We start from the raw sequence: 24,474 nt of genomic DNA on the forward strand, positions 1-24,474 counted from the left end.
AAAGAAGGGGCAACGGCGATGGCGCGGCGGCGAGGGAAACCGGTCACAGGTCGGCCTCGTTCAGTTCAGCCATCAGCGCTTGCATTTCGTCATCGGACATACCCGAAGCGCTGAACTCGGTGCTGTCGGCTTGCGGTTCGGCGGCGACGGCGGCCAGTGGCTGTGCGACTTCGGCCATGGCGGCAATGGTCTGGCGCTCGAACACATGTTTGGCGGAGAGCGCGATGCCTTGCTCGTGGGCCTGGGCCACCACTTGCAGGCTCAGGATCGAGTCGCCGCCGATGGCAAAGAAGTTCTCGGTGACACTCACCGTCGGCAGTTTCAGGACCTTGGCGACGATGGCTTGCAGGGTGGCTTCCAGCGAATTGCGCGGTTCTACGTGGGCGCCTTCGTCGAACTGGTCCGGGTCGGGTAACTGGCGAGTGTCGAGCTTGCCATTGGGCGTGCGCGGGAAGGTCGACAGGGTCAGCACCCGGGCCGGCACCATGTATGACGGCAGGCGTTCACCGAGGAAGCGCTTGATCGCTTCCGAGTCCGGCGCGTAGCCATGCGCCGCCAGAATGTAGGCCAGCAGACGCTTGCCGGCGGCGTGCTCTTGCACGATCACCGCAGCTTCGCGCACGTCGCTATGGCTGCACAGTTGACGCTCGATTTCCCCGAGTTCGATGCGGTAGCCGCGCAACTTGACCTGATGGTCCTTGCGGCCGAGGAACGCCAGGCGTCCGTCCGCCAGCCAGCAGGCCAGGTCGCCGGTGCGATAGGCGCGGGTGCCATCGGCCAGGGTGACAAAGGCTTTGGCGGTTTCTTCGGGCTTATTGCGATAACCCCGCGCCAGGGTGGGGCCGGCGAGGACGATTTCGCCCGGTTCGCCGATGCCGCTGGTGACGCCGTGTTCGTTCAGTACGCGCAGGTCCATGCCGGCAATCGGCCGGCCAATGGTCAATGTCCGGCTCGGGTCCAGCACCTCATAAGTGGCCCAGACCGTGGCTTCGGTGGGGCCGTATTCATTCACCAGTCGCGCGTGCGGCAAGGTCTTGCTGTGCTGGGCGATCAACGATGGCGGGCAGGCTTCACCGGCGACAATCCAGCACTCAAGGCTGTCGGCTGCCCCGGCCCGCTGCAACTGATCGAGTAACGCCTGATACAGCGATGGTAGCGATAGACCGTGGCTGACCCGATGCTGGGCAATGAGCTGCGCCAGACGGGCCATCTCCAATTCTTCACCCGTCGCCGGCAATACCAGACGCCCGCCCTGGGCCAGGGTCCAGAAGATCCCGGCGACCGAGCTGTCGAAGGCAAACGATGACAGCAGCAGGTAGGCGCGCACCGGCGCCTCATAAGCGGCCATGCGTACCTGCGTGGAGAAACTCAGTGCACCGTGACTGATTTCCACGGCTTTCGGTGCGCCGGTGGAACCGGAGGTGTAAATCAGATACGCCAAGTCGTCTGCACCGGGCATGGGCAGAGGCGGCAGGTCGTTGGTGTTGGCGGTCGTCAGGTCATCCAGCACGAAGCGTTGCAGGCTGGCGGGCACGCTGTCGGCCAGCTCGGCGCTGACCACGATGTGTGCGATGGCACTGTCGGCGAGCATGTAGGCGCGGCGATCCGCCGGGTAGGTCGGATCAACCGGCACGTAAGCGCCACCGGCCTTCAATACCGCGAGCATGGCGACGATGGCGGCGTTGCTGCGGGCGAACAGAATGCCGACGGGCACGCCCGGACCGATCCCGGCCGCCGCCAGTTGATGGGCCAGGTAAGTCGCGCAGGCATCGAGCTGGGCGTAGCTCAGGTCGCCGTCCTTGTCGCTGAGCGCGATAGCGTTCGGTTGCTGCTGAACCTGACGGGAAATCAGCTCGACCAAGGTCACCGGTTCAATCGACGGCAAGCTCGATTGGGCACCGATAATCTGTGCCTGACGCGGTCCGTTCAGTGGCAGATGAGCCCAGGCTTGCTGCGGCTCGGCCAGCGCGCCCAGCAGCAGTTGCCGCCATTGTTCGGCGAGACAGGCCGCCGCTTCACGGCTTAACGTGTGGCGGTCGTAAACCACTTGAACGCGCAGGCTGTCGGGCAATTGACGGACATCCAGGCAAGCCTTTATCGGGCTCAGTACTGCGCTGGCATGACGCTCCTGGATATCGCCCGAGCGCCAGGCGAAGGCGTAACCTCCCGTCAGGCTTTGGCTGTAATAGTCCTGCCAGCCAGCCGTGCGTTCGATCATCGCGCCGACGTGCTGACTTTGCTCCAGCAGGGTCGTCTGAGCATCCAGATCGATGCGCACCGGCAGGCACTGCTCGAACAAGCCCAAGGCGTTTTCCAGTTCCGGGCCACGGCTTTCATGGATCAATGTGATCGGGACCTGCTGCTGGCCGGCGAGTCGTCCGAGTACTGTGGCCCAGGCTGTCAGCATCAGGTTTGAGGTCAGGGACGGATGGCGGGCGAGATCGGTGGGCACTGCGATCTCCATGTGTGCCGGCGCAAATCCGCTGCCGAGGGTGGCTTCAAGCGACAGCTGCAAGGTCGGCTGTTCGGTTTCGCTCAATGGTTTCCAGAAGTTCACGCCCGGATGGTCCGGCTCGTCTTCCGTCAGGCTCCAGCGCCACTCGGCGTAATCGGCGTATTGCAGCGCTTCGGACAGGTCGGGTTGGGTGTCTTGCAGCAAGATGCCCGCCAGCAGTTTCAGGCTGGCAAGGTCGAAGTGACTGCTGGCTGCGGCCAGGTCCAGCACCGATTGTTCGTTCGACAGTTGCACCAGCGTCACGGCGAGCGGATTCGTCCAGTCGCGGGCCTGCATGGCAAGGCGGGTCAGCTCGATTTCCTGTTCGGCGCAGCTGTGCTGACGCAAGTCCTGAACGGTCACGGCCAGTGCGCAGTTGTCGTGAATCACTTGCACCGGGTGGCGCAGGCCCGGCACCGGCGTCAGGCGCGTGCGCAGGATTTCACTGTCGGCCATCAATGTCAGTAGACGGCTGTTCAGTGCGTCGACGTCCACCGGCCGGGATAACGACCACTGCAAATGGCAACTGAACGAGTGTTCGACCGCGTCGTTGATGTGCGGGTACACGGATGCCTGTTGCGGCGAAATACGAAAACCTTGAAGTCCGCTCATGTTCAACTCGACTAAAAATGGGGCTTGAAACTGGGCCACGACAGCGGCGCCGAGGCTCGCCGGACAGATGTCAGGCAAGCCTCGGGCGAGCAGTTGGTGTACCCGTTGAAAGTCAGACGGCAACGTCACTCTGCAGCAGGGCTTCGGCCATGCCGGTCATGATCGCGCGCTTGCCGGTGAAGGGTTCACGACCGTGTACCGCGAGCATGTTGTCGATGAACAACACGTCGCCCTGCTGCCAACTGAACCGCACCAGCGAGTCGAGGTAGGCTGCTCGCAGGGACTCCAGTACTGGCGGTTCGATCGGTTCGCCGTCGCCATAAAAGGTGTTGGTGGGCAGGTCGAGGTCGTTGAAGTTGCTTTGCAGCGAATCGCGGATCGCCGGGGGCAGGGTGCTGATGTGGAAGAAGGTCGCGTGGTTGAACCAGACTTCTTCGCCGGTACGCGGGTGACGCACCAACGCCGGCCCGCGCTGGCGGGTGCGCAAGCGGTTGTTTTCTTTCCATTCCACTTCGATGCCGACGCTGGCGCAGTAGGCTTCCACTTCGCTGCGGTCTTCGGACTGGAACACGGTCTGCCACGGCAGGCCGAAACCGTCGCCATAGTTGCGCACGTACAGCACACCTTTTTCACGGAAACGTGCTTCGATCTCGGGACTGATGCCCGCCTTCACGGCACGCGTCGAGCCGATCGGCGTTTCGCCACCGGTTTCGGACGGGATATGGCAATAGAAGAACAAACGCAGCGGAAAGCGTGGCGAATAGGAATGTTCGTTGTGCGGGAAAATCATCTGGTCGGCCGGGTAATCGGTCGAGGTGTAGATGTTGCCGCCGACCCGGGTGCGCGGCGAGGCGCGGAACATGTATTCCAGCGCGCCGGGGGAGAGGGCGGCGATCACCTGATCGAATTGCTCCACAGACAATACGGAGAAGCCGCGAAACAGCAGGGCGCCGTATTGCAGCAGTTTCTTCTCCAGGCTTTCACGTTCCCGGGTTGCCCAGGCAACCAGATCGACGCCGCTGACCGCCGGCTCGATCACCAGCGGCAAGGCGTGCTCGGGGCTGAGCAAACGCTCGCTGACCAGTTGCTGTTCCGAGACGTTCATGGCTTTGCGGCGCACAGCGCCGAGGGCGCGAGACGATGGGGGCACGATAGTCATAAAGGCATCCAACTGGGTTAATGGATCTGGGTTAAAGGGACAAGGAGCGACGTTTGGTTTGCATCAGCTGGCTGCGCCCGGCCAGGGCTTGGGACTGCTGGCGCTCGCGCTGAAACGTTTGATCCCATGCGTCGAGGTGTACGGCCAGTGCCGGCAGCGGCTCGTCCAGCAGGTTGCGGGTTTCGCCCAACAGACGCGTCCACAGATGTTGCAGGCGCAAGGCGCGATCCTGATCGAAGCAGTCGCCGCGGTATTTCAGAGTTGCGTCGATGCCTTCGGCGCCATGCACCAGATCGAGCACCAGGTGGAAATCGCCCGGTGCCTGCGCCACGTCCAGCGTGGTCATGTGCGCACCGGCGATATCGGTCGGTGTTACCCGCGATGGTTGATAGTTGAGCTTGACCTGGAACAGCGGCGAGTGACCGGGACGGCGCTCCGGGGCCAGTGCCGAAACCACCAGATCGAAAGGCAGGCCCTGATGGGCGTAGGCCTGTCGCGCGCCATCGCGGACCCGCTCAAGAAAACCGGCCAGGGTCGGCTCACCGCGCAGGTCGCAGCGCAGGGTCAACTGGTTGACGAAGAAACCGATGACGTCGTTGTGTTCCGCCAACGGCCGGCCGCTGACGTCGGTACCCAGCAGAAATTGCTCCTGGCCACCCAATTGTTTGAGCACCAGTTGATAGCTGGTCAGCAACAGCATGAACAGCGTCATGCCGTGTTCGCGGGCCATGGCTGCGAGGTGATCGCAGGTGGCCTGAGGCACGGTGAAGTTCAGGCTGTGCTCGCCCTGAGTCTGGCCGCTGCCACCCAGGTCGAGGGTTTGCGGTACATGCGCCAGATGCTCACGCCAGAAGTCCTGTTCGGCAGCAATACGTTGTGCGCTCCAGTGTTCGGCTTCCCAGTGGGCGAAATCCAGGTACTGCACGGGTTGGCCGGTGTCGGTGACACCGGCCAGTTCCGCCAGCAACACTTGCGCCGAGCGGCCGTCGAAAGCGATGTGATGCAGGGTCAGCAGCAGGTCGTGGCTCTCGTCGTCGCGGCTGAGCAGTTGCGCGCGCAGCAGCGGGCCGGTTTCCAGTGCAACCGGCGTGGCGTGTTCATTGGCCAGACAATCGTGGAGTGCTTGCTGTTGCTGCGGCTCGCTCTGGTTACGCAGGTCGTGCCAGGTCAGTGGCACGGCGCTGGCCGGCAACACCTGTTGCTGCGGGCCATTGACCCCGTCGCGATACACCGTACGCAATACGCTGTGACGGTTGACCAGTGTGTTCAGCCGTAGTGCCAGGGTCTCGATATCCAGAGAGCCTTGCAGACTCAGGCGCAACACCAGGTTGTGCCGAGTGTCGTCCGGGTTCAGTTGACGCAAGAACCACAGGCGGCTTTGGGCGAAGGATTGGCGACTTTGGCTGACGTTTGCAAGGGTAGTCGAGGCGCTGGGCGCCGGGGCCGATTCGCTCAGGTATACCTGCAAGGCCAGCGCCCATTCGGCCAGGGTTTGTTCACCGAACAGGCTTTGAATATCGAGGTTCCAGCCCAGATCCTTGTGCAGGCGGGCGGCGAAGTCGGCCACGCTGATGGAATCCAGGCCCAGACCGATCAGGCTGAGATCGAAGTCTGCCGCGAGGTACGGATTGACCTCGCGCAAGGTTTGCTCAAGCCATTGGCGGCAAGCAGTTTGCGCGCGTTGCGGCGTGCCCACGAGGTGCTTCAGTTGATTGAGGGCAAGGGTTTCGCTGTTTGGTGCGGTCTGCCCACCGCTCTGGGCGATGACACTCAACGTGCCGGCGGCCAATTGTTTGCGCGCGCCTTGACGTGCAATCTTGCCGCTGGTGGTCATCGGGATGGTGCCGGCTTCCACCAGCACAATTTGATCGATGCTGCAGTCGGCGGCTTCGCGCACGGCGTTTTGCATCGACGCAAACAGCGTCGGGTGATGCGCCGGGTCGACGAACTTGCGTTGTGGCTCGGCGACGATCACCAGTTTCTCGCGGCCCAGCAGCGGGTCCATTTCCGAAAACGCGGCGATACGTCCCGTACGAATGCCCGGCTCGGAATCGGTAATGGCGAATTCGATATCGTGGGGGTACAGGTTGCGTCCGTTGAGAATCAGCAGGTCCTTCAGACGCCCGCAAATCACCACCTGACCTTCGTGCATGAAGCCCAGGTCACCGGAACGCAAGTAATGTCCCGGCTCGCCGACAATCTGCGCCTCAAAGGCTTCGCGGCTGGCTTCAGGGTTTTTCCAATAGGCTTCGGCGTTGCTCGGGCCCCTCAGCCAGACTTCGCCAATGCGGTCGTCGGCGCAGCGCTCGTGACTCTGAGGATCGGCGATGGCAATGTCATGCAAAGCCTGCGGGTAACCGCAGGCGACGAATTCCACGGCGGCGGCATCGGTGGCCGCCAGAGCAACACGACCGGTTTCCAGCACTGCTTTATCCAAGCGAAGCACCACCGGCAGCGCGTCGGCTGGCGTGGCGCTGACGCACAGCGTGGCTTCGGCCTGGCCATAACCAGGACTGATCGCCAATGGGTTGAGGCCGCAAGCGCCAAAGCGTTGGGCAAAGGCTTCAAGGGTGCCGGGGTGGATCGGCTCGGCGCCGTTGATTGCGTGTTGCCAGGTACTCAAGTCGAGCTGGGCGATCAGGTTGTCACTGACCACCCGGTTGCACAGGGCATAGGCGAAATTGGGGGCAAAACTGACGGTGGCGCGGTAGCGGCTCAACGCCTGAAGCCAGGTCGACGGCGCGTTGACGAAAGTCTGTGAAGCCATCAGGTAGCAGGGCATACCGCTGTAAAGCGGGGCCAGCATGCCGCCGATCAAACCCATGTCGTGGTACAGCGGCAGCCAGTTGACCATGCCGCCATGCTCATCGAAACCATAGGCCTGGCGCATCAGTTCGACGTTGGCGATCAGGTTGCGCTGACGCACTTCAACGCCTTTGGGTGTGCCGGTGGAACCCGAGGTGTATTGCAGAAAAGCCACGGTTGCACCGTCGACATCCGGACGCATCCATTCACTGGCCGGCGGCAGACCGAGGTCCTGAACAGTCGACACGTCGACCTTGCCTTCCACCAGTTCAAGCAAACCCTGGCAATGATCCGCGGGTGCCAGAATCAGGGCCGGCTGTGCATCCACCACAACGTTGCGCACGCGATCCAGGTGGCGCGGTTTGCGCGACGGTGGCGGGAACAACGGCACGGCGATCAGGCCGGCATACAAACAGGCACAGAACGCACGGGCGTAGTCGAGGCTGCTGGGCAACATCAACAGCACACGATCACCCGGCACATAGCGCGCTTGCAGTGCCGCCGCCAGCGACTGGCTCTGTTCGTGCAGTTGGGCAAAAGTCAGGGTTTCGCCAATCTCGACGCCGTCCGGCAAGAAGTGCAGGGCAGCACGTTGCGGGAAGTGCCGGGCATTGGCTTCCAGCACTTCGATCCAGTGATTGAATGAAAACATGGTGGGATTCACGCCATGGCAACGATGACTTTGCGGTCACCGGTGTAAGGATTGCGGCCGTGTGCGACCAGTCGATTGTCGAGCATCAGGATGTCGCCGGGTTGCCAGGGGAAACTGATGGCGGTCTGGCGATAGACCTCGCGCACGGTATCGAGCACCTCATCGGGAATCGCCGAGCCGTCGCCGAAGTAAACATGGCGGGGCAGGTTTTCTTCGCCCACCGCGGCGAGCAGGCTGGCGCGCACGCCCGGCTCGATGGCCGAGACATGAAACAGGTGTGCCTGATTGAACCAGACCCACTCACCGGTATCAGGGTGCTGCAGCACGGCCGCGCAACGCTGGCGTGTGCGCAGGTCGCCGTCGGCTTTCCATTCCCACTCGATGTCGTTGTCCCGGCAATAGCGCTCGACCTGGGCACGGTCTTCGGTGTTGAACACTTTCTGCCACGGCAGATCCAGCGCGTCGCTGTAGTTACGTACATAAAGCAGCTCGCGACTGGCGAACAGTTCGCGGATCTCGGCGGGCATGCGCTGGTAGATCAGGCGGCTGTCAGCGATCGGGGTTTCGCCACCGGTTTCGCTGGCCTTGATGCAGTGGAACCAGATTCGCGAAGGCCACGGTCGGGTGTAGGCCTGCTCGTTATGCAAGGGAATGAATTGATGGGCCGGGTATTCGGTAGAGCTATAGACCCCGGCGAAGACTTTGCTGCGCGGCGTGGAACCAAATTCGTAACTGGCCAGCGGTGCGCCGAAACTGGCGGCGAAGCGCTTGAAGTCGATGGGTGTGGCGACGGTGAAGCCGCGAAACAGCACGCCGCCAGTGGTGGTCAGCGCATGGGGCAACGCGTCGCGAACTGACGGGTCGAGATTATGAATCGACTGCCCCGGCGTCGCCTGCACCAACACGGGTAACGACTGCTCGTTGCCATCCGCTGGAGCAATGGAGAAAGACTCGGAGCGCTCGCTCAGGTGTTCGATTGAGGTCATCCTTTGCGCATCCTTTTTTATCTTTATTCGGCCAGTCGGACGGCTTGGGCAGGCCTTGAAAACAGGGCAGAGGCCGCCTTTGCAGCGTTCGACTGAAATGTATTCGCTCTGATACACGGCGGCATATTAGATGTTAATGAGATAGATTATCAATAGTATTTCTTTAAGTTTTTTTTTGGATTAGACTCCGCACCGCTGGCCCGAATGAGCATGTGGTCAGCCGGAAAAACAAAAAATATCTGTCGCATGGGAGCGGGGCGTGAATTTCAAAAAGAACACAATTGCGTTGGCTGTGGGTTCGGCGGTCTGCCTGGCTAACAGCGCATGGGCGGCCGAGCAGTCGAACACAATGGAGATCGCTCCGATCACGGTGACGGGTGAAAAAATCAACCGCTCCCTGGAGAAAACCCAGTCGAGTGTCGTTGTGGTGACCGGCAAGCAACTGCGCGAGAAAGAGGACCACGACCTGGTTGATGTGTTCGCCCGTACGCCGGGTGTCTACAACCAGTCCGGCAACGAAAACTGGGGTATTCGAGGCGTGCCGGTATCCGGTTTCGAAGACCAGGGCCCGGCCACGCTCAACGGTGCGGTTTCGGTGTTCGTCGACGGCGCCGTGCAACCGAACCGCGCACTGACCCTCAGCCCGATGCCGCTGTGGGACGTCGAGCAGGTCGAAGTGTTCCTCGGTCCGCAGTCCACTACCCAGGGCCGCAACTCGCTGGCCGGTGCGGTCGTCATCCAGACCAAGAACCCGACTTTCGAACCGAGCCTTTCATTACAGGGCAACATGGGCAACTACGGTGAGAGCGGAGGGGCGCTTGCCGGTGGTGGCGCGATCGTCGATGACAAGATCGCTGGTCGTATCGCCGTGGATTACCAGGACGGTGACGGTTACATCGACAACATCGCACTCGATAATGATGCCAACCCGACCCGCACCTACAATGCCCGTGGCAAGCTGCTGATCCTGCCGAACGACGATCTGGATGTGCTGCTGACTTACGCCCACGGTGAAAGCCGCAAGGGCGATAACTCGGTCATGCGCGAAAACGGCAAGGTCCGCTATTACGACGTGTCGTCCGACACCAAGGCTTTCGACAAACTCGAACAAGACACCGTCAGCGCCAAGGTGGATTACCGCCTGGACGACAACTGGTCCATTACCAGCCTCACCGCCAATACCAGTTCGGACTATGACTCCCGCCTGGACTTCGACCAGACAGCCGATGCCAACGAGGTCGTTCTGCGCAAGCAGGATGGTGACCTGTTCAATCAGGAGCTGCGCCTGAATTACACCGGTGACACGGTGAAGAGCTTCATGGGTGTCTACTACGGCCACAACACCAACAACTTCCACGACCGGTTGTTGTTTGACAACGAACTGGTAGGCACCGTCAAGGGCGATACGACGATAGAAAACAAGGCGGTGTTTGGTGAAATCAACTGGACGTTCGCCCCGCGCTGGACACTGATCACCGGGCTGCGCTACGACCACGAGACGAACGACACCGATATTGAACAGGACGACTTCTCCACCTCGGGCAAAACCAGCAAGTCGTTCGATGCCGTATTACCGAAGCTGGGTATCGACTATGAACTGGCTGCCAATCAGTACGTAGGCTTTATGGTGCAGAAGGGCTATCGCGGCGGTGGCGTCAACGTTCGTACCGGTACCGGTCACGAAGCTTACGATCCGGAATACACCACCAACTACGAACTGTCCTACCGCGGCTCGTTCTTCGATCAGACCCTGCGTACCCGCGCTAACTTGTACTACACCGACTGGAAAGACCAGCAGGTCAGTGTGCTGGATCCGAACACCGAGTCCGTTCACGTGTTCAACGCCGGGCGCAGTGACATCAAGGGCCTGGAAGTCTCCGTCGAGAAGGACTTCACCGAACAGCTGACCCTGACGGCCGGTGCCTCCGTTACCGATGGCAAGTACAAGGACTTCGTCACGGGCGATGGCAGGGACATGAGTGGCGAGGACTTCCTCTATTCGCCCAAGTACAAGATGTCGCTGGGCGGTACCTATCGCTGGAATGACCGGTTGACCCTGAACACCGACGTCATTTACCAGAGCACCTCGCCGTCGGAGTATGAGTTCGATGACGCGGGTCAAGTCACTAATGAGCGCAAGAGCGACGCTTACTGGCTGGCCAACTTCAATGCCGAGTACAAGCTCACCAAGAACGTCGCCGTATCCGGTTACGTGAAAAATGCCTTCGACAAGGAATACATCACCAACAACCGCGGCGGCGACATCATCGATGTCGGTGCACCGCGCACTGTGGGTCTGGTTCTGCGTTACGACATGTAAATCCAAGGGCGCGGGGAAGCTGATTCCCCGCGTCCGGTTTCACGGCTGTCGTTCCCTGAAACGTTCGTTTTCAGGCAGCCCTGTTCCTTTCCAAACCCAGCCTCCCTGGAGGAAATCATGAGTGCTTTTTCGAATGTCACGTCGGGTGGCGCGCCACAGCTACGCCTGTTGCACACCGGTCTGGCGAGCCCTTACTGCCTTGATTCGACGCCGATGCTGGAACGTCAGCAACAGCAGGAATCCAACGCCCGCAGTTACCCTCGGCGCATTCCGCTAGTGCTCGAACGAGCCCATGGTATTTATGTGCAGGACAGTCGCGGACAAGTGTTCGTCGATTGCCTGGCCGGCGCCGGCACTCTGGCGTTGGGCCACAACCACCCGGTGATCATTGAAGCCATCACCCAGGTCATGGCCGCGGGTGTGCCAATGCATACCCTGGACCTTATGACCCCGGTCAAGGACGCCTTTGTACAAGAAATTTTTGGCTGTCTGCCTACAGAATTCGCGCGTAATGCACGCATCCAGTTTTGCGGCCCAAGCGGGGCCGACGCGGTCGAAGCAGCGCTGAAACTGACTCGCACCGCCACCGGACGCCATTCGGTGCTGGCGTTTGAAGGGGCTTACCACGGTATGACCCTAGGGACGCTGGCGATCAGCGGTAACCTGTCGCCGAAGAATGCCCTCGGCGCCTTGATGCCAGGTGTTCAGCGCCTGCCGTTCCCCCACGATTACCGTTGCCCGTTCGGTGTGGCCGGTGATCAGGGTGTGACGTTGAACGTGCGTTACCTCGAACATTTGCTCAACGACCCGGAAAGCGGTGTCACCGCACCGGCAGCAATGATTCTGGAGCCGATCCAGGGCGAGGGCGGGGTGATTGCCGCGCCGGATCGCTGGCTTCAGGAGCTTCGTCGATTGACCAAGGCCCACGGAATTCCGCTGATCGTCGACGAGATCCAGTGCGGCATCGCCCGCAGCGGCCGGATGTTCGGCTTTGAGCAATCGGGTATCACGCCTGACGTCATTACCTTGTCCAAAGCGATCGGCGGCGGTCTGCCGCTGTCGGTCATGGTCTACAACGATTCGCTGGATGTCTGGCAGCCGGGTGCCCACGCCGGCACGTTCCGTGGCAATCAACTGGCAATGGCCGCTGGCACCGCGACCTTGCGCTTCATCCGCGATCAAGGCTTGGTGGCGCACGCCGAAACCGCTGGCGCGCATCTGCGTAACCAGTTACAGATGCTGCAAAGCGAATTCGCCTGGATTGGCGATGTTCGCGGTCGTGGTTTGATGCTCGGCATGGAAATCGTCGACCCGCAAGGCGCACTCGATGTACAGGGTCACCCGCCGGTCGACGCGGTCCGGGCCAAGGCTTTCCAGCAGGCTTGCCTGAAGTACGGTCTGATCGTCGAGCTCGGCGGACGCCACGGTGCGACCGTACGCTTCTTGCCGCCGCTGATCATCACCGAACAGGAAATCGATTTCGTCGCACAAATCCTGTTCCAGGCAGCGAGCTCGATCAATGAGCGCTCCACACGTTAATGATCTGCCGATGCACAGGGTTGCCGACATGGAACGGCAAGCCCGTTTTTGTTTTGAACAAGGACTGATAATGCGTAAGGCTTTAGCGACGATAAAACCGACGTGGGTGCTGGCGACCGTGTTGGCATTGAACGGCTGTGGAGCACAGGATCAGTCCGCTGAACACAGTACGTCGGCGCCGCAGGTCAAGACGCTTGCCGTGCAACCCCGACCGTTTGCCATGACCTCAGACCTGCCTGGCCGAATCGAACCGGTGCGCATCGCCGAGGTGCGCGCACGGATTGCCGGTGTTGTGTTGACTCGTCATTTTGAAGAGGGCAGCGACGTCAAGGCTGGTCAACTGCTCTTCAGCATCGACCCTGCGCCGCTCAAGGCTGCATTAATGCGGGTCGAAGGCGCCCTGGCCAAGACTGAGGCGGATGTCTATCGCGCCAACGCTCACGTACAGCGCTACAAACAACTGGTGGAAATCAACGCCGTCAGCCCGCAGGTATTCGACGACGCGGTCTCTGACCTCAAGAGCGCCAAGGCTAACCGCCTGGCCGCTCAAGCCGATGTGGCGACCGCCCGACTCAACCTCGGTTACTGTCAGGTACGAGCGCCGATCAGTGGCCGTATCGGCCGCGCCCTGGTCAGCGAGGGCGCACTGGTAGGCCAGGACGAAGCCACGCAAATGGCGCGGATTCAGCAACTGGACCCGATCTACGCTGACTTTACCCAGTCCGTCGAGCAGATCGTGGCCTTGCAGCAAGCCGTGGCCAGTGGTCGTCTGACGCTCACTGGTGCGGGTGCAGCCAAGGTTACGGTACAGGTCGGCAATCCGGCACAAACTCGACAAGGCAAGCTGATATTCTCCGATATTTCGGTCGATCGAAGCACCGGCCAAGTCACCTTGCGCGGCGAGTTTCCTAACCCGGACAGCGTACTGCTGCCGGGCATGTATGTGCGGGTCGTAGCGCCGGCGGGGATCGATCCGCAAGCGTTGTTCGTGCCGCAGCAAGCGGTGCAGCGCGGTGCCGACGGCCAGGCCAGGTTAATGCTGGTGGACGCCCAAGGGGTGGTGCGCGAACGCGTGGTCAGCACCGGCGCAATGCTCGGTTCCGACTGGCAGATCACCCAGGGACTAGCGGCCGGTGAGCAAGTGGTGATCGAGCGCGCCGACAAGCTCAGTGCCGGCACCAAGGTCAACATAATCACCTTGGCCGAACAGCAGGCCCATAACTGAGGGCGTGACGCTTTTACCCACGGTTGTCAGCCAGGATCTTACCGATGCCCGATTTTTTCATTAACCGTCCGAACTTCGCCTGGGTCATCGCGTTGTTCATTGCGCTGGCGGGAGTGCTGACCCTGGGCACCTTGCCGGTCAGCCAATACCCGGACGTGGCACCGACGCAAATCAGTGTCAGTGCCAGCTACCCCGGTGCCTCGGCGCAGATCATCAATCAGAACATCACCAGTCTGATCGAGGAGGAGCTCAACGGCCTCAAGGATTTGCTGTATTACGAATCCAACAGTGCCAATGGCAGTGCCGAAACCACCATCACCTTCAAGCCGGGCATCGATCCCGACATGGCGCAGGTCGACGTCCAGAACCGCTTGCAACGGGTAGTCGGGCGCTTGCCCCAAGCGGTGATTGAGCAAGGCCTGACAGTGGAGCAGGTACGTGCCAACTTTCTGATGATCTATGCCTTGTCCTACACCGATGGGCAGCAGGATTCGATCGGGTTGGCAGACTACGCCGCGCGGGGCATCAATAACGAGATTCGCCGCGTGGCAGGGGTAGGGCGGGTGCAGATGTACACCGCTGAACGGGCTATGCGCATCTGGGTCGATCCTGCCCGGCTTGTGGGTTACAACCTGTCGATGGCCGATGTCAGTAAAGCCATCGCCGGGCAGAACGTGCAAGTACCCGCCGGCAGCATGGGCGAACGTCCGGGGCCTTCCGAGCAGCACATTACCGCCACCGTCATGGTGCAGGGTCAGCTCGAATCCGTGGAGGCGTTCGGTAACATTGTGCTGCGGGCCAATGACGACGGCTCCAGTGTCAGGATTCACGATGTGGCCCGAGTCGAACTGGGTCGTCAGGACTACCGCTTCGACGCTCGCCTGAACGGCAAACCTGCGGCGGCCATGTCGGTGCAATTGGCGCCCGGTGCCAACGCGCTGCAAACGGCAGCGGCGATCAAGGCCCGGCTGGATCAACTGTCGAGCACGCTGCCAGCGAACATGACGCTGAGCGTGCCTTATGACACCTCATACTTTGTCGACGTGGCGATCAAGCAAGTCATCTACACCCTGATCGAAGCCATGGTGCTGGTGTTCCTGGTGATGCTGCTGTTTCTGCAGAACCTGCGTTACACGCTGATTCCGGCCATTGTGGTGCCGGTCTGCCTGCTGGGCACCCTCGCGGTGATGGCGCCGTTAGGGTTTTCGATCAACATGATGACCCTGTTCGGCATGGTGCTGGCCATTGGCATTCTGGTGGACGACGCCATTGTCGTGGTAGAGAACGTCGAGCGCTTGATCACTCACGAGCGCCTGTCGCCCAAAGACGCGACCCGCAAAGCGATGCAGCAGATCAGCGGGGCGATTGTTGGCATCACCCTGGTGCTGGCGGCGGTATTCCTGCCGTTGGCGTTCATGGGCGGTTCGGTGGGGGTGATCTACCAGCAGTTCTCTATGGCACTGTCGGTGTCGATTCTATTCTCCGGATTCCTGGCGTTGACCCTGACGCCGGCCCTGTGTGCCACCTTGCTAAAACCTTTCGACCCGGCGAAAGCGCTACGACCCAACCGCTGGGCGAACGGCTTCAATCGACGCTTCGATGCCTTGGCCCGGCGCTACGAGCGGTTCAGTTCGAGCTGGGTCCGGCGCAGCACTCGCAGCATGGGCCTTTACCTCATATTGTTGCTGGTACTCGCTTTTGCCTATCACCGATTGCCATCCTCATTCATGCCGTCCGAGGATCAGGGCTACATCATCACGGATATCCAGCTACCACCTGGGGCTTCGGCTTCGCGCACGGATGTGACGGTGCAAGCGTGGGAGCACTATGCCCAGGCGCAACCCGCCACGGATCAGGTGCTGGCCATCATGGGGTTCAGTTTTTCCGGGGTCGGGGCTAACGCGGCGTTGTCGTTTACCAGCCTCAAGGACTGGTCGGTTCGCGGCGATGGCCAGGCCAGCAACGCGGTGGCCCGGCGCGCGAATGAGGCTTTTGAGAACGCCGCTGACGGCACGCTGTTCAGCGTGGTACCGCCGCCGGTGGACGGCCTCGGCACCTCGAACGGTTTCGAGTTACGGTTGCAGGATCTGGCAGGTCAGGGGCACGAAGCGCTGTTGAAGGCCCGAACCCAATTGCTGGAGGCGGCCAAGGCGTCGCCGGTGATCGATTACCTGATGGAGGATGGCCTGGCGGATGCGCCTCAGATCAATGTCAGCATCGACCGCGAAAAAGCCGAAGCCCTCGGTGTGAGTTTTGATGTGATCAGTTCAGCGTTGACCTCGGCGCTGGGCTCGGAACAAATCAATGAGTTTGCCAATCAGGGGCGGATGCAGCGGGTGATCGTTCAGGCGGACAGCTTCAGTCGGCAGACGCCTGAAGCGCTGCTGCGCCTGCAAGTGCCCAATCGACAGAACCGATTGGTACCACTGGAAGCGTTCAGCCGTTTCGAGTGGCAGGTCGGGCCACTGCAGATCGCGCGCTACAACGGGTCGGCGTCGCTACGTTTTTCCGGCGATGCCGCTCCGGGTTACAGCACCGGTCAAGCCATGGAAGAACTGCAGAAAATGGCCCGTCAGTTACCGGCCGGCTTCAGCCTTGAGTGGGCCGGGTTGTCACTTCAGGAAAAACAGGCCAGCGATCAGGTGCCGCTGCTGCTGGGGTTATCGTTGATCGTGGTGCTGCTGGTACTGGTGGCGCTGTATGAAAGCTGGACGATTCCCGTTGCCGTGCTGTTGATCGTGCCTGTCGGCATGCTCGGTTCTGTAGCCGCGGTGACGGTCATGGGCCTGCCCAATGATGTCTATTTCAAGGTGGGGCTGATTACGATCATTGGACTGGCGGCGAAGAATGCAATCCTCATTGTCGAGTTTGCCAAGGCACTTCACGTTCAAGGCGCGAGCCTTGCGCAAGCAGCGGCTCAGGCCGCGCGTCTGCGTTTTCGTCCGATCGTCATGACGTCCCTGGCCTTCATTCTCGGCGTGGTGCCTCTGGCTATTGCAACGGGTGCGGGAGCTGCCAGCCAGCGAGCGATCGGCACGGGCGTGATCGGCGGTATGCTGGCGGCGACAGTGCTCGGGGTCTTGTGGGTACCGGTGTTCTTTGTCTGGGTCTTGTCCGCGGCAAATCGGTTGCGTAGTCGCCGTGTCAGCCTCGCCGAGCCTGTGGCAGACGATGGAACGCGGTAATGTGGATTCAGCTCCCACGTTACATTTTGCGGGCGCCGTGATGCCGGGCTGATGTGTCGGTCAGCAGTTTTTTCGATGTGCTTTGATTGTCGGGTAACTGGTCGCTGAGGTCCCAGACTTCAAGCATTTTGGCGTACTCGAATGCGTGACGCGGATCGGTCTGAATCCACTGCTGAAAGGTCAGGCGTTCTTCGGTCGTGCAGGTTTCATCATGCAATCGCACACACCAATGCGCAGCTTGAGTGAGGATATCTTCGTCCATTTCGCAAGGGTTGGGGGGATTCATTGACAGCTACCTGTATGACCGGACAAGCCACTCTACGAGAGAGCTTGGTAAAAAAATGTCAAAAAAACCAAAAACAAAACAGTCGTGCATCTAAATCTGGAGACTTGGAGTCGAAGAATCTTTGCAAACCGTACATTTCTGAAAAGGAGTATTCGCATGTACAAACACTCAGCATCAGCACCCCCCGTTACGCAATTGCAATTCCAGAATGCGGCAACTCAACGAGCATCCGAGTCAGATCGCAGCACTAATAAACATATCCGTGAGTTGCTGCGTTACTACGGACTGCGCACCAGCTTGATCCGCTTGAAAGTTATCGACGCCTTGCTGATCGCCGCCAGAGATGGACGTTCCATCAATGCGCGCGACGTGCATGCCTACCTGGAATCATTTGCTGCCGAGTTGTCGTTCATTTGTGTGCGTGAAGTGCTCAAACGCCTATGTGATGAAGGTGTAATCCTTTTTCAACCAGACAAGAGATACATCTTTACCACCGAAGCCTGCGCAATACTGGAGCAGCACTCCGGTCGTTGAAGGCCTAAGGTGCCTCATCACTGGCCGTTTTTGGCTGTGGATTCAACCGGTCGGTGCAGCAGATTGGCTAACCCTTCAGTTCTTTCGTGTTCCGCGTACAGACCTGAATTTTACGTAGGAACGCGATTTTCCGCACGGTCTCAGGCAGAGTGACGACCCTGACATTAAGTGAAGCGAATGTTCACGTCAGTCAGGTGTCGGCCAAGCTGCATTCGATACTGAAGAGCAATGTCAGTGGTCGAATGCCGGTGACTGGCGGCAGCGTTTAACACGTACACAATCCACGCGGAGTTAAACCATGGCCAAGGACATCGAGAACCCATGCATTTCCGTTTGCCAGCTGAACAGCGAGCTGTGTTTGAGCTGCGGTCGCACCAAGGAAGACATCAGAAAATGGAAGCGGATGAAGCGTCCAGAAAAGATGGCCGCTGTACAACGCGCGACCCTGCGCCTGAAAAGCTTGCAAAAAAGCATAATTGAACGCCGCAGCTAGTCACAGTTGTACTGCGTCCTCCGTTACAGCTGTCCTCGGGCCCCTAATGGACAAAGCATTTCAGAGCGGACCTCGAAAGACTTCAACGATTGACGGGCCTGATCTGAGCGCATTCGGGGACACAGACAGGGCCGCCCACCGTCGAAAAGCTGGGGAGGATTTTTTGTTATTGAATAGAAGGGATTTGCGAGGGCCAAAGGAATGTGCGACAAGACGTTTATCTACATTTGCGTCCTCTTCCCTTTGCTCAAATATGCACATTTTTATCCACGGGGTTCATGGTTAATGTGGTGCATGCAAACTAAGTTACAGACGCTCTCAACAGGGTTCTAACTTTAATATTGAAGGCTTGAAGGTCTTCTGCAATGGGACAATGCGGGTGAGAAAACATAAGTTTTTTGCATTGAGCAGGGGAGTAGCCATCACTCTGGTAGTGGGGTTAGGGGCAAGCATTCTGGGTGGCTGGATCGTCGAACGCATCAACCAGCAGCAGGCTCAAGACGCGATCGCCGCGGCTACCGAGGAAGCCGCAGAGTTGGTTTTAACTCGCCTCGATCTTTACCAATACGGATTGCGGGGCGCTCGTGGAGCGGTGCTGACAGCGGGTGAACATGGCATCAGTCGCGAAGTTTTTGGCCAATATCACAAAACGCGCGACCTCGCTGCCGAGTTCCCCGGCGCAAGTGCTTTGGGCTTTATCAGGCGAGTATCGGAGCGCGATGAACGCGAATTTCTCAAATACGCTCGGACCGATGGCAAAGCCGATTTCTCCATTCGTCAATTCTCACCCCATTCAGGCGAGCGTTACGTTGTCCAGTATGTCGAACCGGCTGAGGGTAACCAGGCTGCAATTGGCTTGGACATAGCTTCGGAAACAGCGCGGCGAGAGGCTGCCCAATCCTCGATGCAGAGCGGTGTGGCACGGATAACCGGGCCCATCACTTTGATACAGGACACAGCGAAACCGCAGCAGTCTTTCCTGGTTTTGATGCCCATCTTTCGCGGCGGAGAGACTCCGGCGACCGCTGTTGACCGAGAGACAGCAGCGTTTGGCTGGATTTATGTCGTGTTGCAGACAGAGCAGGTCCTCAGAGGCCTGCGCATAGAAAACGAGACGGTGCATCTGCGATTGAGGGATATCACTGTCCCTGGGCATGAGAAGCTGTTTTATGAAAGCACCAACGGCTCGGCCAGCCGTGAAACGCTGATGACCCATCTGTTGGAGCGCGAGGTATACGGGAGGCGATGGCAAATCGAACTCGGCGCGCATCCGTTGTTCATCCAGCGCCTGCATCAGGTTTCACCAACAGTCGTTCTGTTGATGGGTGGTCTGCTCACTCTTTTATTGGCTACTCTGGCGGGTGTCGTGAGTGTCAGCCGCCAACGCCGGCGGCAGATATTAGCCGAACAGGCAAGGCTGGCCTCCATCGTCGAAAGCTCGGCCGATGGCATTATTGGAAAAACACTCGATGGCATCGTCACCAACTGGAACAAAGGTGCCGAGCACCTTTTTGGCTACACCGCCGAGGAGGCTGTGGGAAACGCGCTGGTCAGTCTGGTTGTTCCTGAGGAGTTTGTAGCCGAGGAAGCCCATATCCTCGCGCGCATAAGGGCCGGGGAGCGTATCACCGGCTTTGATACCCAGCGCCGCGGTAAAGATGGCCGGCTGATCGATATCTCCGCCAGCATCTCACCCATTTATGGAGAGGGTGGTCGCGTCGTTGGAGCCTCCAATACGTTAAGGGATATCTCGGCGAAAAAAGTAGCAGAAGCCCGAATTCTTGAACTCAATTCAAACCTGGAGGAGCAGGTTGCGCAGCGAACGTCGGAGTTGCGGCATCTCAATCTATTGTTAGGCAGCGTGCTGCGCTCGGCCACTGAGGTCTCGATCATTGCGACAGATCTCGATGGTGTTATCCGTGTGTTCAACAAAGGTGCCGAGCATTTGTTGGGGTATAACGCCGATGAGTTACTGGGAAAACACACACCAGCGCTGATCCATGTACCAGAGGAAGTCGCGGCTCGTAGCGTTGAACTGGGCGAGGAGTACGCTCAGACAATCGATGGTTTCCGTGTGTTTACCTATAAACCTGAGCTTGAAGGTGCAGAAACCCGGGAGTGGACTTACATACGTAAGGACGGCTCGCGGCTACCTGTCACGCTGGTGGTCACCTCCATGCGTGATGACGACGGGAAATTGAGCGGCTACCTGGGCATCGCGGTGGACATCACCGAACGTAAAGCCGCTGAAAGGGAGCTGGCTGCGAGCCTGGAGACGACGCAGAAACAACGTAGTGAACTGATGGCGGTGCACGACCAGTTAGTGATGGCTGCTGAGGTAGCCGAACTGGGCATCTGGTCCTGGACGTTGGCCGACAATACCTTGCAGTGGAATGACCGCATGTTCGAGTTCTACGGTCAGCCACTGACGTTGCGCAATAATGGTCTGGATTATCAGCACTGGTATTCGCGAGTTCACCCCGATGATGCGGTGGCAGCGGCTGAAAAGCTGAGTGCGGCAGTCGAGGGGAGTGGCGTGTACGACACCATTTTCCGTGTCGTTCGCCCGGACGGCCAGATCCGCTTTGTACAGGCAGGTGCGCAGATCGAACGCAGTCCGAGTGGTGCGGCTTTGCGTGTGACGGGTATCAATCGGGACATCACCTCCCAGCGCGAGCTGGAATCACATCTGCTGTATGCCAAGGAGCAGGCCGATACCGCGAGTGCGGCCAAATCGTCGTTCCTGGCCAATATGAGCCACGAAATACGCACGCCGATGAATGCCGTGCTGGGCATGTTGCAGTTGGTGCAGAACACTGACCTGAATGGTCGTCAACTCGACTATGTGACCAAAGCACAGTCCGCTGCGAAATCACTGTTGGGCTTGCTCAATGACATCCTTGATTACTCCAAGATTGAGGCTGGCAAGCTGCAACTCGACGTGCACCCATTCGAACTCGAATCGCTCATGCGTGACCTCTCCGTTGTGCTGGCCGGCAACCAGGACGAGAAAGAAGTCGAGGTCATGTTCGACTTGGACTCCAATCTACCCAACGACCTGATAGGCGATAGCTTGCGGCTGCAACAGGTGCTGATCAACCTGGCGGGTAACGCCCTCAAGTTCACCCTGGAAGGCCAGATCGTGGTCAGCGTCGAGCAATTGATGCGCACGGAAAACTCTGTGAAATTGCGCATCGCCGTTTCTGATACAGGTATCGGTATCAGCCCGGAGCAACTTCAGCGCATTTTTGAAGGATTCACTCAGGCCGAGGCTTCAACCACACGCCGCTTTGGCGGCACCGGTCTGGGCTTGGTGATCTGTAAGCGGTTGGTCAGCTTGATGGGCGGTGAACTTCAGGTGGAGAGCCAGCAGGGTATGGGAAGCCGCTTCTGGTTCGATATCACTCTGGATGTAGCGCCGAAATTGCTGCTGAGTTCTGACAGCTCTGGCGTCGATGTGTCCATACGGATACTGGTAGTCGACGACAATGCCATGGCGGGTGAATTACTGTTGCGAACCGTTCATGCATTAGGGTGGGAGGCCGACCACGTGAGTGGTGGCACGCAAGCAGTGGAATGGGTGAAAAACGCCCAGGCGAGAGGCGAAGCCTACGACGTGGTACTGATGGACTGGCGGATGTCCGATATGGATGGGCTGAGCGCTGCGCAATTGATCCATCAGCAGGGCAACGGCGTACCTCCTCCAATGATCATTATGATTACCGCTTACGGCCGTGAAGTGTTGGCCGACGCAAGCGAGATGGGAGACGCTCCCTTCGTGGGGTTTCTCACCAAGCCTGTCACGCCCAAGCAGTTATCCGACGCTGTTCAGAGAGCACTCAACGGTAATGGCCTTGCGCAGTCACTCCCGTCCAAGTCAACTGTTGACAGGCCGCAGCGCCTGGCCGGGCTGCGGCTATTGGTAGTGGAAGACAACATGCTTAATCGGCAGGTTGCCGATGAGTTACTGACAGGAGAAGGTGCTCAAGTGACGCTGGCTGAAGGTGGTCTGGAGGGTGTGAGCAGGGTGATGGCTGAGAAGGTGCCCTTCGACGCCGTGTTGATGGATATCCAGATGCCGGATATTGATGGCCTGGAGGCGACCCGTCGCATTCGATCGAATCCACGGTTTGCATCGCTGCCGATCGTGGCGATGACCGCAAATGCCTCCAATACCGACCGTGAGGCCTGTCTTGCTGCGGGGATGAATGAGCATGTAGGCAAGCCCATAGATCTGGAACAACTCGTCGCGACATTGCTTTTTCAAGTGGGCCTTGAGGACCGCCAGGCATCTCCAGGCTCGGGCCACGCCAACACAGGAGAAGGCGTGATCGAGTCTCGTGCATCGATCATTAGCCGCTTTGGTGGCGACCTCGATTTGATCCGCAACGTGCTGTGCAACTTTGGCCCCGAGCTAGAAAAACTGCTTGGCCGGTTGCACGATCAGATCCAGCGGCAAGACGTATCTGGGGCAGCTTTTGTGCTCCATACAATTAAAGGTAGCAGCGGCACCATGGGTGCCAATGCGCTCTCGCTGCTGGCCGGCGATTTGGAGCACACACTAAAACACGGCGATGCAGAGTCTGTCGCAAGCATCTTTTCTGACGCAACATGGTTTGATGAATTGAGCAGGTTATTGCAACAAAGCCTTGAGCAGATGAATGTCGACTTTGGTCAGAGCCCGAGCGCACAGGTCTGTGTTGACTCCGAATTGATGGCGCTCGCGCAATGGCGAGAATCCCTTGAGGAGATTTTGCTGTTGCTGGAAGCGGGCAACCTTCAAGCCATAGAGCTGGCAGACGCATTGGCGTCAAAAACGCCGCAATCCCTGCGCCCACAGTTCGACGAACTGGTTGTCATGGTGCAGTCGCTAGACTTTTCCGCTGCGATGCCGATTGGTCGTGAACTGTTGAGATCTGCCTGATGGAACAATCGATGCAAACCTGGTTACCACACCCCCATAACCGTCCCAAACTCCTCATTGTCGACGACCAACCGATCAATATCCGGGTACTCCATGAGTTGTTTCGTCAGGACTGTGATGTGTTCATGGCCACCAGCGGCGAGCAGGCGATCACGGTATGCCAGACCCAACTACCCGATCTGATTCTGCTGGACGTGGTCATGGAGGGCATGGACGGGCATGAAGTATGCCGTCGACTCAAGGCTGACCCTGCGACCCAGGACATTCCCATCATATTCATTACCGCACAGCAGCAGGAGTCGGATGAGGTACTGGGACTGGAGCTTGGCGCGGTCGACTTCATCAGCAAACCCATCAATCCAATCATTGTCAGAGCCCGTGTGCGAACACACCTGACCCTGAAACTACAGAACGATCTGCTGCGTTCCATGGCATTAATGGATGGCCTTACGGGAGTGGCTAATCGACGCAAATTCGATGAGGACATATTGGCGGATTGGCGCCAGTGCTTTCGAGAGCAAAAGCCGCTGTCGCTCATCATGGCGGATGTCGACTTTTTCAAGCGCTACAACGACCAATATGGGCACCAGTCTGGAGATGGCTGCTTGAAATCTGTTGCCCAAGCGTTATCTGAAACGGTTAGACGCCCCTACGATTTGGTCGCTCGGTATGGTGGCGAAGAGTTTGCCTGCATCCTACCCAATACAGATCTGTGCGGAGCGGTCCAACTTGCAGAAAAAATGCAAGAGCATATCCGGGCGCTGGGTATCGAGCATTCTGCTTCTGATGTAGATCGTGTGGTCACTCTTTCTCTAGGCGTCGCAACATTGACGCCCACTGACGACCTTGAATTCCAGGCGTTGATAGAAGCCGCGGACAAGCAACTTTACGAGGCGAAGAAAACTGGCAGGGCCAGGGTATGTTCATCCTATAGCGAAGAATGCTAGGTCACTTCATGTAGCCTGCATCCGATGACAAGCGATCCCGTTGCCCATCGAGCGCTTCTGGCCGATTGCAGCCTAACGCGAAGGACTGACAACGAACCCTATCTGACGGGTGCATTCCGCCAAGTAGGGGTGGATGAAAAGCCAGATGTCTTGTTGCGATACCGAAGTATTTTTACGCTTTCTTTACGGTATGGGATTTTGCCCGCAACGATACTGGCCACGATTTTTAGATCGTCCATGCGCCTTGCTTTTCCAATGGCCCTGGAAAAATGTACTGCCCAAGGATGGCGTGCAGTGACTCCCGTCAATTGAG

At 59.0% G+C, this 24,474-nt stretch carries 13 protein-coding genes; 8 read left to right on the forward strand and 5 right to left on the reverse strand.

Annotated features, from left to right (window positions below):
* Positions 1-43: 43 nt before the first annotated feature.
* The 4 genes from ACYZUA_RS13050 to ACYZUA_RS13065 form a co-directional block, all read right to left on the reverse strand.
* The gene (locus ACYZUA_RS13050) at positions 44-3,106 is read right to left on the reverse strand and encodes a non-ribosomal peptide synthetase (RefSeq protein ID WP_461963400.1); all 3,063 of its coding nucleotides are present in this window, start codon (positions 3,104-3,106) and stop codon (positions 44-46) included.
* Positions 3,107-3,218: 112 nt separating this feature from the next.
* On the reverse strand, positions 3,219-4,265 hold the full coding sequence (locus ACYZUA_RS13055) for a TauD/TfdA family dioxygenase (RefSeq protein ID WP_461963401.1): 1,047 nt from the start codon (positions 4,263-4,265) through the stop codon (positions 3,219-3,221).
* A 31-nt stretch (positions 4,266-4,296) separates the two neighbouring features.
* Positions 4,297-7,722 (reverse strand): condensation domain-containing protein, encoded by a 3,426-nt coding sequence (locus ACYZUA_RS13060; RefSeq protein WP_461963402.1) that lies wholly within the window; start codon positions 7,720-7,722, stop codon positions 4,297-4,299.
* Positions 7,723-7,730: 8 nt separating this feature from the next.
* Positions 7,731-8,708: a TauD/TfdA family dioxygenase gene (locus tag ACYZUA_RS13065; RefSeq protein WP_461963403.1), complete on the reverse strand. Its 978-nt coding sequence runs from the start codon at positions 8,706-8,708 to the stop codon at positions 7,731-7,733.
* Between the two features lie 259 nt (positions 8,709-8,967).
* Here ACYZUA_RS13065 and ACYZUA_RS13070 point away from each other — a divergent pair, with 259 nt between their 5' ends.
* The 4 genes from ACYZUA_RS13070 (at position 8,968) to ACYZUA_RS13085 (ending at position 16,977) form a co-directional block, all read left to right on the forward strand.
* Positions 8,968-11,028 carry a TonB-dependent receptor gene (locus ACYZUA_RS13070; RefSeq protein ID WP_461963404.1) on the forward strand — a complete coding sequence of 687 codons (2,061 nt, stop codon included), beginning with the start codon at positions 8,968-8,970 and terminating at the stop codon, positions 11,026-11,028.
* A 117-nt stretch (positions 11,029-11,145) separates the two neighbouring features.
* Positions 11,146-12,567: a diaminobutyrate--2-oxoglutarate transaminase gene (locus tag ACYZUA_RS13075; protein WP_461963406.1), complete on the forward strand. Its 1,422-nt coding sequence runs from the start codon at positions 11,146-11,148 to the stop codon at positions 12,565-12,567.
* 70 nt (positions 12,568-12,637) lie between these two features.
* Positions 12,638-13,792, forward strand: coding sequence for an efflux RND transporter periplasmic adaptor subunit (locus ACYZUA_RS13080; RefSeq protein WP_461963407.1), 1,155 nt, complete (start codon positions 12,638-12,640; stop codon positions 13,790-13,792).
* A 44-nt stretch (positions 13,793-13,836) separates the two neighbouring features.
* Positions 13,837-16,977, forward strand: a complete 3,141-nt coding sequence (locus ACYZUA_RS13085; protein ID WP_461963408.1) for a multidrug efflux RND transporter permease subunit — start codon at positions 13,837-13,839, stop codon at positions 16,975-16,977.
* Between the two features lie 19 nt (positions 16,978-16,996).
* On the opposite strand, the gene ACYZUA_RS13090 is transcribed toward ACYZUA_RS13085, so the two are convergent.
* Positions 16,997-17,263: a FecR/PupR family sigma factor regulator gene (locus ACYZUA_RS13090; protein ID WP_461963409.1), complete on the reverse strand. Its 267-nt coding sequence runs from the start codon at positions 17,261-17,263 to the stop codon at positions 16,997-16,999.
* 156 nt (positions 17,264-17,419) lie between these two features.
* Here ACYZUA_RS13090 and ACYZUA_RS13095 point away from each other — a divergent pair, with 156 nt between their 5' ends.
* The 4 genes from ACYZUA_RS13095 to ACYZUA_RS13110 all read left to right on the forward strand — a co-directional run bounded on the left by ACYZUA_RS13095 (position 17,420) and on the right by ACYZUA_RS13110 (position 24,161).
* The gene (locus tag ACYZUA_RS13095) at positions 17,420-17,797 is read left to right on the forward strand and encodes a fe2+ zn2+ uptake regulation protein (protein WP_461963410.1); all 378 of its coding nucleotides are present in this window, start codon (positions 17,420-17,422) and stop codon (positions 17,795-17,797) included.
* A 298-nt stretch (positions 17,798-18,095) separates the two neighbouring features.
* Positions 18,096-18,290, forward strand: a complete 195-nt coding sequence (locus ACYZUA_RS13100; protein WP_461963411.1) for a DUF1289 domain-containing protein — start codon at positions 18,096-18,098, stop codon at positions 18,288-18,290.
* Positions 18,291-18,663: 373 nt separating this feature from the next.
* Positions 18,664-23,214, forward strand: coding sequence for a PAS domain-containing hybrid sensor histidine kinase/response regulator (locus ACYZUA_RS13105; protein WP_461963412.1), 4,551 nt, complete (start codon positions 18,664-18,666; stop codon positions 23,212-23,214).
* On the forward strand, positions 23,214-24,161 hold the full coding sequence (locus ACYZUA_RS13110; RefSeq protein WP_461963413.1) for a diguanylate cyclase: 948 nt from the start codon (positions 23,214-23,216) through the stop codon (positions 24,159-24,161). The genes ACYZUA_RS13105 and ACYZUA_RS13110 overlap by 1 nt, the downstream gene beginning before the upstream one ends.
* Positions 24,162-24,474: the final 313 nt, after the last annotated feature.

This window comes from Pseudomonas sp. LS2P72, from assembly GCF_054897865.1.